Annotated in this window: 9 protein-coding genes; 3 read left to right on the forward strand and 6 right to left on the reverse strand. The window is 72.8% G+C overall.

Annotation, left to right across the window (positions count from 1 at the left end):
• The first annotated feature begins 87 nt into the window (after positions 1–87).
• Positions 88–1,131 (forward strand): TAXI family TRAP transporter solute-binding subunit, encoded by a 1,044-nt coding sequence (locus tag K7G61_RS15505; RefSeq protein ID WP_225847407.1) that lies wholly within the window; start codon positions 88–90, stop codon positions 1,129–1,131.
• Positions 1,132–1,348: 217 nt separating this feature from the next.
• On the opposite strand, the gene K7G61_RS15510 is transcribed toward K7G61_RS15505, so the two are convergent.
• On the reverse strand, positions 1,349–2,776 hold the full coding sequence (locus K7G61_RS15510) for a HAMP domain-containing sensor histidine kinase (protein ID WP_225847408.1): 1,428 nt from the start codon (positions 2,774–2,776) through the stop codon (positions 1,349–1,351).
• A gap of 20 nt (positions 2,777–2,796) precedes the next feature.
• Positions 2,797–3,585, reverse strand: coding sequence for a response regulator transcription factor (locus K7G61_RS15515; protein ID WP_225847409.1), 789 nt, complete (start codon positions 3,583–3,585; stop codon positions 2,797–2,799).
• Between the two features lie 446 nt (positions 3,586–4,031).
• Here K7G61_RS15515 and K7G61_RS15520 point away from each other — a divergent pair, with 446 nt between their 5' ends.
• Positions 4,032–5,762 carry an FAD-dependent monooxygenase gene (locus tag K7G61_RS15520; protein ID WP_225847410.1) on the forward strand — a complete coding sequence of 577 codons (1,731 nt, stop codon included), beginning with the start codon at positions 4,032–4,034 and terminating at the stop codon, positions 5,760–5,762.
• 58 nt (positions 5,763–5,820) lie between these two features.
• Here K7G61_RS15520 and recX read toward each other — a convergent pair whose 3' ends face one another.
• The 4 genes from recX to K7G61_RS15540 form a co-directional block, all read right to left on the reverse strand.
• Positions 5,821–6,390, reverse strand: a complete 570-nt coding sequence (recX, locus tag K7G61_RS15525; RefSeq protein ID WP_225847411.1) for a recombination regulator RecX — start codon at positions 6,388–6,390, stop codon at positions 5,821–5,823.
• Positions 6,391–6,393: 3 nt separating this feature from the next.
• Positions 6,394–7,521 carry a recombinase RecA gene (gene recA / locus K7G61_RS15530; protein ID WP_225847412.1) on the reverse strand — a complete coding sequence of 376 codons (1,128 nt, stop codon included), beginning with the start codon at positions 7,519–7,521 and terminating at the stop codon, positions 6,394–6,396.
• A gap of 185 nt (positions 7,522–7,706) precedes the next feature.
• The gene (locus K7G61_RS15535; RefSeq protein ID WP_374204138.1) at positions 7,707–8,858 is read right to left on the reverse strand and encodes an AI-2E family transporter; all 1,152 of its coding nucleotides are present in this window, start codon (positions 8,856–8,858) and stop codon (positions 7,707–7,709) included.
• Between the two features lie 92 nt (positions 8,859–8,950).
• Positions 8,951–9,145 carry a DUF3046 domain-containing protein gene (locus K7G61_RS15540; protein WP_225847414.1) on the reverse strand — a complete coding sequence of 65 codons (195 nt, stop codon included), beginning with the start codon at positions 9,143–9,145 and terminating at the stop codon, positions 8,951–8,953.
• A gap of 177 nt (positions 9,146–9,322) precedes the next feature.
• Here K7G61_RS15540 and K7G61_RS15545 point away from each other — a divergent pair, with 177 nt between their 5' ends.
• Entirely contained in the window at positions 9,323–13,975 is a 4,653-nt protein-coding gene (locus K7G61_RS15545) for an ATP-dependent helicase (protein ID WP_374204139.1), read from the forward strand.
• The last annotated feature ends 23 nt before the right edge of the window (positions 13,976–13,998 follow it).

Consider the following 13,998-nt stretch of genomic DNA (forward strand, 5'->3'; position numbering starts at 1 on the left):
CGCCCCACAGGGGGAGCTCTCACGGACGCCCACCTCACGTCCCGGCGGGCTTCCGCCGGGACGGATGCGCTGGCAGGATCGCGGGCCATGAACAGACCCGGCACCGGAGAGAGCGCTCCGCGGTCCGACGTGCGCCCCGTGGGCCTCGTGACCGGCCGGCTGGGTCGCCGGCGGGCACTCCAGAGCGCCCTGGCGGCCTCGTCCGCGCTGGCCCTGCTGCTGTGGTGGCTGCTGCCGTCGGGCGGGCCCTCGTACCCCCACAGGCCGATCTCGTTCGCCACCGGTGTCGCCAACGGCGTCTACGAGAAGTACGGGATGCTGCTGAAGTCGGACCTCACGGCCGCGCTGCCCGGGGTCGAGGTGAACCTTCTGAACACCGAGGGCTCGGTCGAGAACATCGAGCGGGTGGCATCGGGGCGGGCGGACTTCACCATCGCCGCCGCCGACGCGGTGGCCGACTACCACGGCCGCGGCAAGAGCGACCTGCGGGCCTGCGCCCGGCTGTACGACGACTACATGCAGCTCGTCGTACCGCGCAGCTCCACTGTCCGCGCTGCCAAGGATCTGCGCGGGCTGCGCGTCGGAGTCGGACAGGCGGGCTCGGGTGTGAACTTGATCACACGCCGCCTGCTCGCGGCGGCGGGTCTCGACATCACCAAGGACATCCAGGCGTACCCGGTCGGTATCGACCAGGCCCCCGCCATGCTGATGGGCGGCAAGCTGGACGCCTTCTTCTGGTCCGGCGGCCTGCCGACCGCCGCGGTGACGGCCATGGCCACGCCGGTGGACAGGATCAGGCTCGTGCAGCTCGGCGACCTGGTGAAGCCGCTGCACGCCATGGGAGCGAGCATGCAGTACTACCGGCAGGCCGTGATGCCCGCCGACGCCTATCCCAAGGCGCAGGACGGCCGGGCCGTGGCCACCATCGCGGTGGCCAACCTGCTGGTCACCACCGACCACGCCAACGCCGGCCTGGTGGAGCGGCTCACCCGTGCCGTCATCGCCAGCCGGGACGCCATCGGCAAGAAGGTGCACGCCGCCCAGCTCGTGGATCTGCGGACCGCGGTCTTCACCGACCCACTGCCGCTTCACGAGGGCGCCGAACGCTACTACCGGTCGGTGAAGCCTTAAGCGCACCCAGGCTTGCCCTGCCGCGAACCCGTGTCGCCCGGCCTACGCGCCCTTGAGTGCCGGAGGGCGCGTACGACCGCTGACCCGCATGTCTGACCCGCACCTCGCGAGGAGCCCGCACTCCTTATGGCGGTTCGCTCCATTGCGGCGCCCGCACCCTATACGGCGGTTCGCATCCCGTACGACCGTTCGCATCTATTACGACGGTTCGCCGCCATTACGGCGTGCGCACCGGCGCCTGGCGGGGCACCCGCAGCGTGACTTCCAGGCCGTGCGGGTCACGGCGGGCGAAGGCGATCTCGCCGCCGGACTGGCTGAGCAGGGCTCGGGCGATGGAAAGGCCGAGACCGGAACCTTGGACGTTCTGGTGGCGGTTGCTGCGCCAGAAGCGGTCGCCGATCCGGGCCAGCTCGTCGTCGGTGAGGCCGGGGCCGCCGTCCGCCACGGTGATCGTCACCTGCCCGCCGTCCGCCGCGATCCCCACCGACACCGTCCCGCCGCCCGGCGTGAACTTGATCGCGTTGTCCAGTACGGCGTCGAGCGCGCTGGACAGGGCGACCGGGTCCGCCCATCCGTTGACGCGGCCGCCGCCGTCGGGCTCGATGAACTCCACCGCGGTCCCGGCCCGGTCGGCCACCGGCCGCCAGGCGGCGGCCCTGGTCCGCACCAAGGCGGCGATGTCCGTCACGTCCAGATGGCTCTCGGTGCTCTCCGCCACGGCGAGGCCGAGCAGGTCGTCCAGCACCTGCGCGAGCCGGTGACCCTCCTCCTTCACCGACTCGGCCTCGGTGTGGCCCTCGGGCAGTTCCAGGCCCAGCAGTTCGATCCGCAGCAGGAGCGCGGACAGCGGATTGCGCAACTGGTGGGAGGCGTCGGCGACGAACGCCCGCTGCTGGTCGAGGACGGCCTCGACGTTGTCGGCCATCTCGTTGAACGACCGGATCAGACGGCGCAGCTCGGGCGGTCCGCCGGCCTCCTGGACGCGGGACGTCATCCGGCCGGTCGCGATGTCGTGGGTGACCCGGTCGAGCCTGGCCACCGGCCGCAGCACCCAGGCGGTGAGGCGTACCGCGAACAGCACGGCGATCGCCATCGCGGCGAGTTCGCCGGCGGCAAGCAGCAGCCAGCCGTGCAGGATACGGGCGCGCAGTGCGCCGGTCGGCGAGTCGGTCACGACCACCGCGACCACGTCGCCGTCCCGCACGATGGGCGAGGCTATGGCGAGCATCCGGTGCTGCCACGGCCAGACCTGCTCCGGGTCGTGGGCGCGGCGCCCGAGCAGCGCCGAGTAGTACGCGTCGTACAACTCCCCCTGTCTGGGCAGCCGCCAGTCCGCGGGGGCGGCCGCCATGGCCGAGCTGTCGCGGTAGAAGACACCGACGCGGATTCCGTAGAGCTGCTCGTAGCGGACGAGTTCGGTGCGCAAGGTGTGCAGCCGCTCGGCGTCGTCCGAGTTGGTGACGATCTGCTCCTCGCGATCGTCGACGAACTGGGCGAGCGCGGCGAACCGGGTCGTGTCGTCGATCCGGTCGACCACCACCCGGTGCTGCTGCGCGGCCGCCTGGCTGGCGGCCAGCGGAAAGCCGAGGGCGAGCAGGACGCCCGCCATCAGCACGATGAGCAGCGGCAGCAATCGGTTGCGCACGGCAGGGTCCTGGCGTGCCGTCAGCCGGCCGGAACCACGAGCCGGTAGCCGACTCCGCGGACCGTCTCGATCATCGCGGGGGTGCGCAGCTTGGAGCGCAGGCTGGCGACATGCACTTCGAGCGTGCGGCCTGTGCCCTCCCAGGCTGTGCGCCAGACCTCGCTGATGATCTGCTCGCGGCGGAACACCACGCCGGGGCGCTGGGCGAGCAGCGCGAGCAGGTCGAACTCCTTGCGGGTGAGCGATACGGGCGCGCCGTCCACGGTGACGCGGCGGGTGGCCGGTTCGATCACGACCGGGCCCAGCCGCAGCGTTTCGTCGGGCCCGGGGGCGGCGGCCGGTTCGAGCGCGGGTGCCGTGGCCGCCGTCCGGCCGTCGGCTGCCGGGGACGCCGTCGCGGTCGTGGAGAACATGGTGACCGCGGGGCCGGCCGGGGTCCTGAGCGGGGGGCGACGGGCGACGGCATGGATACGGGCGAGCAGTTCGCCGGTGTCGTACGGCTTGACCACGTAGTCGTCCGCGCCGAGGTTGAGGCCGTGGATACGGGAGCGCACGTCCGCGCGGGCGGTGACCATGATCACCGGGGTGGTCGTGAGCCGTCTGATCCGACTGCAGACCTCGAAACCGTCCTGGTCGGGGAGGCCGAGATCGAGCAGGACGCAGTCGTAGCCGGGGCTCAGGCCGGGCAGCAGGGCCTCGATGGCGTCCTCACCGCTGCGGGCGTGCCGGACGTCGAAGCCGTGCTTGCCGAGTATCGCGGAGAGAGCGGCGGCGACCCGGTCGTCGTCCTCCACGAGCAACAGCCGCATGCGGCACCCCCTTCCACTGGGACCTGTACTGGGACCTCTGCGGGGACTACCGGGACTTCCACTGGAACAGTCGGTCCGGGCCGGTTGCCGGTTCCGTTCGAAAGCGGTTGGTTTTCGGTTCGTGTTCGTTTCCCCGTGGACGGAATCCACCCCGATTCGACCGGGGTGCGTCAAGGGGATACCGCCTCAGGAGGCGGACCGTTACCGAGCCGGTACGCGATGGGGGACGGAACGAGGCGGGCCGCCACGAGGGCGCGGGCGGGTCCACGGGTGGGGCGCAAGGCGGTCGCGCGCCGACGCGCACGGGTGCCGGGCGGGCGGCACGCGGGGGACGTGCGCCCGGTGTGCGGCTGCCGCACCGCGCCGACGTGCGGCTCTCGCTTGACGTGGGCAGGCGCAGTGGGTTGCATACGCTTTGTGACCGCTATTCTTCCGGGGGCTGCTGCGTGGACCCGGTGATCGTCGTGGGGGCGGGTCCGGTGGGCCTGGCCCTCGCCCTCGCGCTGGCCCGCCGCGAAGTCCCCGTCATCCTGTTCGACGAGGCGCAGACGCCTACGCCGGGCGGCGCACAGGGGCCGGGGCAGCCTCGTACAGCGGTTCTCGGTCCGGTGACGGTCGCGCTCCTCGACCGGCTCGGCTACGGCGGCGTCCGTGGCGACGGCGCGACCTGGCGAGCGTGGCGCACACTGCGCCGCCGCACGGAGATGGCGCGGGTCGACTTCGGGCCCGACCCGGCACAGGCGCCGCTGCATGTGGCCCAGTACCGGCTGGAAGCGGGCCTGCGAGCCGCCTTGCTGGGCTGTGGCTCGGCCCGGGTCGTGACGGGTTGCCGAGTGGACGGCTTGGAGCAGGACGCCGGCGGGGTCCTGGTGCACACCCGCGGCGAGCACGAGACCTGGTGGCGGGGCAGCTACGTGGCAGGCTGCGACGGGCCGCGGTCGACGGTGCGGAAGCTGCTGGGGGTACGGTTCCCCGGCCGCACCGCCGTCGACCGGCATGCGGTCGCGGTGGTGCGGACCGAACTGCCGGAGCCCGGCGTCGCGTTGCTGCACCGCGATCCGCCGGGTGCGCCGGCCGGGCAGGAGATCACCGCCAAGCCGCTTCCCGACGGGATGTGGCGGCTGGACTGGCTGCTGCCCGCTCAGACCCGCCAACTGACCTCGGACGCCCTTGTGGAGCGCGTGCGCGCCACCCTCACCGCGTGGTGCGGGCAGGTGGTGCCCTACGACCTGGTGGGCTCGGCGGACTACTCCGTCCACCAGCGACTGGCCCGGCGGTGGCGGGTCGGCCGGGTGTTCCTGGCCGGTGACGCGGCCCATCTGATGGGCGCGCTCGGGGCGCAGAGCATCGAGGAAGGGCTGCGCGACGCGGAGAACCTCTCCTGGAAACTGGCGATGGCCTGGCACGACGGGTCCTCCGAGCTCCTCCTGGACAGCTACGAGGCGGAACGGCGCGGCGCGGTGGGAGTACGGCTGCGCACGACCGACCAGGCACTTCCGCTGCTGCGGGCGAGCGGGGCCTGGCAGAGCGTGCGGCAGACGCTCCTGGCCGGATCGGGGCGCGGCCAGGCGGAGCTGCTGACGGACAGCCACCTGGGGCTCGGCTCCGCCGCCGCGTCCTCGGTGTACGCCCGCTCTCCGCTGACCCTGCCTGCGCCCCGCTCGGGCGGCGGCAGATCCCAGCCGTCGCCGCTGGTCGCCGGGTGCGACACTCCTCCGGGCGGAATCGTCAGCGACGCGCAGGTGACCGCGCTGGACGGCACCGTCGGGCGGCTGTGGGACCGGCTCGGCCGAGGACTGCTGGTGGTGCTCGTGGCCCCCGGCACCGGGGTGTGGGAGAGCCGCCACTGGCTTACCGCCGGGCTGATGCCGCGGCTGGCGGCTGCCGTCGCGGCGCTGCCCACGCCCGCCGAGCTGCTGGTCACCGAGGGCTACCCGGGCGCCACCGCGCACACCGTTCTGCTCATCCGGCCGGACGGCCACCTTGTGGCGGCCATGGTGGGCTGCCGCCCCGCCGAGCTTTACTCCTATGCCGACCTGGCCCGTGGCGGCCCTCCGGTACCGGCCCAGGCGAGCGGCTCCCACTCAGGGGGCACCGCGGAGCCGACGGGTCCGGCTCCTCCGGCCGACACCAGGACCGCCGGGGCGGACGGCCCGGTCAGCGGCCGCAGGAACTAGACCGCGGCCGGGGGGAGGTGTCCGAGGCCGTGCCCTCGCGGCTCCGCGCTCACCGTCGTTATTCGTGCGGCCACAGCTCCTCCTCCCCTTCTCGCATGTCGCCTTCTTCTGTGAGGGCGTCGCGGACCACCCGGAGGGCGAGGCCCTCGGAGTAGCCCTTGCGGGCCAGCATCCCGGCGAGGCGCCGAAGACGCTTGTCGCGGTCCAGGCCGCGCGTACCCGGTAGGCGGCGCCGTACCAGTTCGCGGGCGGTCTCTTCCTCCTGCTCGGCGTCGAGGAGCTGGACCGCCTCGGTCACCAGCTCGGCGTCCACTCCACGGTGGCGCAGCTCCTGGGCGAGGGCGCGGCGGGCCAGCCCTCGGCCGCGGTGCCGGGATTCGACCCAGGCATTGGCGAACGCCTGGTCGTCGATGAGGCCCACGTCCTGGAACCGTTCGAGGACGTGCTCGGCGATCTCATCGGGGATCTCCCGCTTGCGCATGGCGTCGGCGAGCTGCCTGCGGGTTCGGGGTGTCCCCGTGAGCAGGCGCAGGCACAGCGCCCGCGCCTGCTCCTCGGGGTCGAGCGGCGGCTCTTGCGAGGCCCTCGACTCGGAAGAGCCGCCGCGCTCCTGGGACCTGCGCGCCATGGGTCAGGCCTTGGCGGCAGCGGCCTTGGTCGCCTTCTTGGGGGCCGGTACCTCGGTCTTGGCCGCTTCGACCGGGCCGGCTGCGACGGCTCCGGCGGCGTCCGCGCCCGGCTGTGCCCCCGGCGCGTCGGCCTTGGGCACCCCGACGCCCAGCTTCTCCTTGATCCGCTTCTCGATCTCGTCCGCCAGGTCCGGGTTGTCCTTGAGGAAGTTGCGGACGTTCTCCTTGCCCTGGCCGAGTTGGTCGCCCTCGTAGGTGTACCAGGCGCCGGACTTGCGGATGAAGCCGTGCTCGACGCCCATGTCGATCAGACCGCCCTCGCGGCTGATGCCCTGGCCGTAGAGGATGTCGAACTCGGCCTGCTTGAAGGGCGGGGCGACCTTGTTCTTGACGACCTTGACCCGGGTGCGGTTACCGACCGCGTCGGTGCCGTCCTTGAGGGTCTCGATCCGGCGGATGTCGAGCCGGACGGAGGCGTAGAACTTCAGGGCCCGGCCACCGGTCGTGGTCTCCGGCGAGCCGAACATCACACCGATCTTCTCGCGGAGCTGGTTGATGAAGATGGCGGTGGTCTTCGACTGGTTCAGCGCGCTGGTGATCTTGCGCAGCGCCTGGCTCATCAGGCGGGCCTGCAGGCCGACGTGCGAGTCGCCCATCTCGCCCTCGATCTCGGCACGCGGCACGAGGGCTGCCACGGAGTCGATCACGATCAGGTCGAGCGCGCCGGAGCGCACCAGCATGTCCACGATCTCCAGGGCCTGCTCGCCGGTGTCCGGCTGGGACAGGATGAGGTTGTCCGTGTCGACGCCCAGGGCCCTGGCGTAGTCGGGGTCGAGGGCGTGCTCGGCGTCCACGAAGGCCACGGTGCCGCCCGCCCGCTGGGCATTGGCCACCGCGTGCAGGGTCAGCGTGGTCTTGCCGGAGGACTCCGGTCCGTACACCTCCACGACTCGGCCACGCGGCAGACCGCCGACGCCGAGGGCCACGTCCAGGGCGGTCGACCCGGTGGAGATGACCTCGATGGGCTCATTCGGCCGATCGCCCAGGCGCATGACCGCACCTTTGCCGAACTGCCGTTCAATTTGTGCGAGCGCGGCGTCGAGCGCCTTCTCGCGGTCGTTTCCTGCCATGGGTTCCACCCGGGATGTCTGGTTCGATCGCTTCACGTCCACGACGCTAGCGCCTGCCACTGACAACGCGCCCGGACGTCGGCCCCGGACTGTGGACAACTCCGGCGGAAGCCCCGCCCGGTGCATCCATCTGAATGGATGTTCGATTTTTCTGTCAAGCGGCACACGCGATCGCCGCTGCGCCGCTATTCCGCGCGCGGATCGGTGACCTCGTAACGGCGGACGTACGCGGTGAGGAAACCTTGCAGCGTCGCCGTAGCGGGAATCGCGATGAGCGCGCCGACCGCGCCCAGCAGGGCCGCCCCCGCGACCACCGAGCCGAAGGCCACCGCCGGATGCATGTCCACGGTCCGCGCCGTGATCCGCGGCTGCAGCAGATAGTTCTCGAACTGCTGGTAGACGATCACGAAGCCCAGCACCCACAGCGCGTCCCAGGGGTTCTCGGCGAAGGCGATGAGGACCGGCAGGGCCCCGGCCAGGTAGGTGCCGACGGTCGGGATGAACTGCGAGACCACGCCCACCCACACGCCCAGAGCGGGCGCGTACGGCACGCCGAGCACCTGGAGCAGGATGTAGTGCGCGACACCGGAGATCAGGGCCATCAGGGCACGCGAGTAGAGATAACCGCCGGTCTTGTCGACGGCGATCTCCCAGGCCCGCAGCACCTCGGCCTGCCGGGCGGGCGGCAGCACCGAGCAGAGCTCGCGGCGCAGCCGGGGGCCGTCGGCGGCCATGTAATAGGTGAAGAGCAGCACCGTGAACAGCTGGAACACGATGCCGAACACGGTGGCGCCGATACCCCAGGCGTTGCTGGCCCCGTGGGACAGGTACGCGCGCACCCAGTTCGAGTGCAGGACCCTGTTCCTGAGGTTGCCGGTGCTCAGGTGGGTGTGGAAGGACCGGTTGCTCCACGAGACCACGTCGTTCACGTACTGCGGCAGGTTGCGCACGATCGTGCTGATCTGGTCCACCAGAAGCGAACCGAGGGCCAGCACGAAACCCGCGCCCGCGAGCAGGACCACCAGGATGACCAGCCCGGTGGCGGCACCGCGGCGCAGACCGCGGCGTGCGAGCCAGCTCACCGCGGGCTCGATGGCGACCGCGCAGAAGAACGAGATCACGACGTTGACGAGCAGGCCCAGGAGCCGGTGGAAGGCCCAGCTGGCGAAGTGGTAGCAGGCGATGAGGACGAGCGAGAGGACCAAGGCGCGGGGCAGCCAGCGTGGCATCGCGGGCCGTGGCGGAGGCCGGTCGCCGTGCGGCGCGTCCGGTCCCCTGGGTGGCTGCGGCGGGGGCGGCGGCGCGGCCGGCTCAGGGGTCTCGTCGGTTCCTGCCACGGGCCAAGTCTTGCCGCTACCCGGCACAAATTCCTGATATCACCCCATTTGCATCATCGGCCGACGACCCTCGCACGGCCGCGCCGACCGCCTCAGCGCATGGCCGCGGGCACCTCCATCGCCGCGCACACGGCACGCCACACGTCCTTGGCCTCCCACCCGTCGTCCAGCGCCTGCAGCACCGTACGGCCTCCCAGCTCGGACATCACGTGGTCGCGTGCGAAAGAGTCGGCGTACGTCTCGCCGAAATACGCCCGCATCCGCTCCCAGAAAATCGTCAACCGCATGTCAGCCAGTATCGCGCGCTGCTACGACAGCGGGTCCGCCTCCGCCGCCGTGGGCGGGCCGGCCCTGCGGCCCCGCCGTCCGCGTCGGCGGCCCGCGGACCAGCGGCGGGCGAGTTATCCACAGGCGGACAGGACAGGGCCAGCGGAGTGTCGGTGCGGCGAGGCAGGATGGTGGACATGTCCGATCAGAGCAGTCTCGAAGCCTTCTCCCCGGCCACCCGCGCGTGGTTCACCGGGGCGTTCCGCGAGCCCACCGCGGCGCAGGCCGGCGCGTGGACCGCCATCGCGGGCGGCTCGGACGTGCTCGTCGTGGCGCCGACCGGTTCGGGCAAGACGCTGGCGGCGTTCCTGGCCGCGCTGGACCGGCTGGCGTCCACTCCCCCTCCGGCAGAGGCCCGCCGCCGCTGCCGGGTGCTGTACGTATCCCCCTTGAAGGCCCTGGCGGTGGACGTGGAGCGCAATCTGCGCAGCCCGCTCGCCGGTCTGCGCCAGGAGTCGGTACGGCTGGGCCTGCCCGAACCGGAGGTGCGGGTGGGCATCCGCTCGGGCGACACCCCGGCGGCCGAGCGCCGAGCGCTGGCCACCCGCCCGCCGGACATCCTCATCACCACGCCCGAGTCGCTGTTCCTCATGCTCACCTCGTCCGCCCGCGACGCGCTGAGCGGGGTGGAGACGGTGATCCTCGACGAGGTGCACGCGGTGGCCGGCACCAAGCGGGGCGCCCATCTGGCGGTCTCCTTGGAACGCCTCGACCGGCTGCTGGAACGGCCGGCCCGGCGGATCGGCCTGTCCGCCACGGTCCGGCCGGTGGACGAGATCGCCCGCTACCTGTCGCCGCAGCGCAGGGTGACGATCGTGCAGCCACCGGCGCAAAAGCAGTTCGACCTGTCGGTGGTCGTGCCGGTGGAGGACATGGGTGAGCTCGGCGGCGCCCCGGTCGCCGACGCGGCCGAGCACACCGGTCCAGCGGCCGGCCCCGCCGAGCGGCCCTCCATCTGGCCGCACGTCGAGGAGCAGATCGCCGACCTGGTGCAGGCTCACCGCTCGACGATCGTGTTCGCCAACTCGCGGCGCCTGGCCGAGCGGCTGTGCAACAGGCTGAACGAGATCGGGTACGAGCGGGCGGAGGGCCGGACACTGCCCGAGGCGCACTCCCCCGCCGAGATCATGGCGGAGTCGGGCGCCGCCCGCGGGGCCCCGGCGGTGCTCGCCCGCGCCCACCACGGCTCGGTGTCCAAGGAGCAGCGGGCACTGGTCGAGGAGGACCTGAAGGCGGGGCGGCTGCCCGCGGTGGTGGCGACCTCCAGCCTGGAGCTGGGCATCGACATGGGCGCCGTGGACCTGGTGGTCCAGGTCGAGTCGCCGCCGTCGGTCGCGTCGGGTCTGCAGCGGGTGGGCCGGGCCGGACACCAGGTGGGCGCGGTGTCCAGAGGTGTGATCTTCCCCAAGTACCGCGGTGACCTGGTGCAGTCCGCGGTGGTCACCGAGCGGATGCGGCAGGGCGCGATCGAATCCCTGCGGGTGCCCGCGAACCCGCTCGACGTACTGGCCCAGCAGATCGTGGCGATGACCGCGCTCGACGCCTGGGACGTGGACGAGCTGCTGGCAGTCGTGCGTCGGGCCGCACCCTTCGCGTCGCTTCCGCACTCCGCCTACACCGCGGTGCTGGACATGCTGGCCGGACGCTATCCGTCGGACGCCTTTGCCGAGCTGCGCCCGCGCCTGGTCTGGGACCGGGTGGCGAACACGCTCACCGGGCGGCCCGGCGCCCAGCGGCTGGCCGTCACCTCCGGCGGCACTATCCCGGACCGCGGCCTGTTCGGGGTGTTCCTCGCCGGCGCCGACCCGAAGAAGGGCGGCGGCCGGGTCGGGGAGCTGGACGAGGAGATGGTGTACGAGTCGCGGGTGGGCGACGTGTTCACCCTGGGCACCACCTCGTGGCGGATCGAGGACATCACCCGTGACCGGGTGCTGGTCTCACCCGCGCCAGGGGTGCCGGGGCGGCTGCCGTTCTGGAAGGGCGACCAGCTGGGCCGGCCCCTGGAGCTGGGCCGGGCCCAGGGGAAGTGGTTGCGCGAGGTGGCGTCACTCGCCCCCGAGCGGGCCAGGGAGCGGCTGACCGCCGCCGGTCTGGACACCTGGGCCTCCGACAACGTGTTGGCGTACCTCGCCGAGCAGCGGCAGGCGTGCGGGCACGTGCCGGACGACCGCACGATCGTGGTGGAAAGGTTCCGCGACGAGCTGGGCGACTGGCGGGTGATCATCCACTCGCCGTTCGGCGCCCAGGTGCACGCTCCGTGGGCCCTGGCGCTCGGCTCCCGTCTCCAGGAGCGGTACGGCTTGGACGCGCAGGCCATGCACGCCGACGACGGCATCGTGCTGCGGCTGCCGGACGCCGATCTGATGGGGCTGGATCTGCTGGACTCCGACCCCGCGCTGCGCGGCGCCGAGTACGACCCGGAGCAGGCACCGGTCGGGGCCGCCGATGTCGTCTTCGACAAAGGCGAGGTCGAGCAGGTCGTCACCGAACAGGTCGGTGGTTCGGCGCTGTTCGCATCCCGGTTCCGCGAATGCGCGGCTCGCGCGCTTCTGCTGCCGCGGCGCAATCCGGGCAAGCGGACCCCCCTGTGGCAGCAGCGTCAGCGGGCGTCCCAACTGCTGCAGGTGGCCTCGGAGTTCGGCTCGTTCCCGATCGTCCTGGAAGCGGTACGGGAGTGCCTGCAGGACGTCTTCGACGTGCCGGGCCTGGTGGAGCTGATGGGCGACATCGAGGCACGCCGGGTGCGTCTGGTGGAGGTCACCACGCCGGAGCCGTCGCCGTTCGCCCGGTCGTTGCTGTTCGGCTACGTGGCCCAGTTCCTGTACGAGGGCGACTCGCCGCTGGGTGAGCGGCGGGCGGCTGCGCTGTCGCTGGACTCCCGGCTGCTTGCGGAGCTGCTGGGGCAGGCGGAGCTGCGGGAACTGCTGGACTCCGGTGTGCTGGCCGAGCTGGACCGCGAACTGCAATGGCTCACCGAGGACCGCGGGGTCAAGGACGCGGAAGGGGTGGCGGACGCGCTGCGGGTACTCGGGCCCCTGACCGCCGCGGAGCTGGTGGAGCGCGGCGCGGACCCGGACTGGGCGGTGCAGTTGGAGAGGTCACGGCGGGCGATTCGGGTGCGGGTCGCGGGCGCCGAGCACTGGGCGGCGGTGGAGGACGCCGGCCGGCTGCGGGACGCACTGGGCACGGCGCTTCCGGTGGGCGTGCCGGTGGCGTTCACCGAGCCGGTGAAGGACCCGCTGGGTGATCTGCTGGCGAGGTACGCGCGGACGCACGGCCCGTTCACCACGGCCGACGCGGCGGCCAGGTTCGGCCTGGGGACGGCGGTCGCCGACGGCACGCTGCACCGGCTGACCGCGGCGGGCCGCCTTGTCCAGGGCGAGTTCCGGCCGGGCGGGGCGGGGCAGGAGTGGTGCGACGCGGCGGTGCTGCGGCGGCTGCGGCGCCGCTCGCTGGCAGCGTTGCGGCAGGAACTGGAGCCGGTGCCGCCGGCGACCCTCGGGGTGTTCCTGCCGCAGTGGCAGCATGTGGGCACGCACAGCCTGCGCGGCATGGACGGTCTGGCCCGGGCCGTCGAGCAGCTCCAGGGCGCGGCGGTACCCGCCTCGGCCCTGGAAAAGCTGGTGCTGCCGTCCCGGGTGGCCGGCTACACCCCGGGGATGCTGGACGAGCTGACCGCGGCGGGCGAGGTCGTCTGGGCCGGGGCCGGGGCGCTGCCCGGTAAGGACGGCTGGGTGTCGCTCTACCTCGCCGACGCCGCCCCGCTGCTGCTGCCCGAGCCGCAGCAGATGGAGCAGACTCCCCTGCACCTTGCGGTGCTGGCCGCGCTGGCCGGTGGGTACGGACTGTTCTTCCGCCAGATCGCCGACCAGGTGCGGGCCGGCGGCCTGGACGCCACCGACCCGCAGATCGCCGACGCGGTGTGGGACCTGGCCTGGTCGGGCCGCCTCACCAACGACACGCTGGCCCCGCTGCGGGCGCTGCTGGGCTCGGGCCGCACCGCGGGTTCCACCGCGCACCGGGCGCCGCGCTCGGTGCCGCGTGGCCGGTACAGTTCGCTCGCCGCCAGGGCGCCGCGTGCCACTGCCTCGCGCAGCGGCCCGCCCACCACGGCCGGCCGCTGGTCCCTGGTGCCCGCGGCTGAACCGGACCCGACACTGCGGGCGCACGCCCTCACCCACACGCTGCTGGACCGGCACGGTGTGGTCACCCGGGGGGCGGTGGCCGCCGAGGGCGTGGCGGGCGGCTTCTCCGCGGCCTACCGGGTCCTGTCGGCGTTCGAGGAGACCGGTCAGGCGCGGCGCGGTTACGTGGTGGAGGGGCTGGGGGCGGCGCAGTTCGCGATGGACGGTGCCGTGGACCGGCTGCGGGCGCTCAGCACCGCCCGTGAGCGGGAGGAGGACCACTCCTCCCGGGTCCGGACCGTGGTGCTGGCCGCCTCCGACCCGGCCAACCCCTACGGGGCGGCACTGCCCTGGCCGGCGCAGCCCGACGGGGTCACCCACAAGCCGGGCCGCAAAGCAGGCGCGCTGGTCGTCCTCACCGACGGCGAGCCCGCCCTCTACGTCGAGCGCGGCGGCAAGACCCTGCTCGCCTGGCCCATGGACGGGATACGGACGCAGGCGGCCGCCGACGCGCTGGCGCTGGCGGTACGGGACGGCGCGCTGGGCCGTCTCACCGTGGAGCGCGCCAACGGCGAACCCGCGCTGACCTCGCCGCTGGGCCGGGCCCTGGAGGCCGCGGGCTTCCACGCCACCCCGCGGGGGCTGCGGCTGAGGGACGGGAGGTAGGGCGAGGCGCTGCGGCGGGAGGG

The sequence above is a fragment of the Streptomyces sp. HPF1205 genome, from assembly GCF_020400825.1.
GTDB lineage: Bacteria > Actinomycetota > Actinomycetes > Streptomycetales > Streptomycetaceae > Actinacidiphila.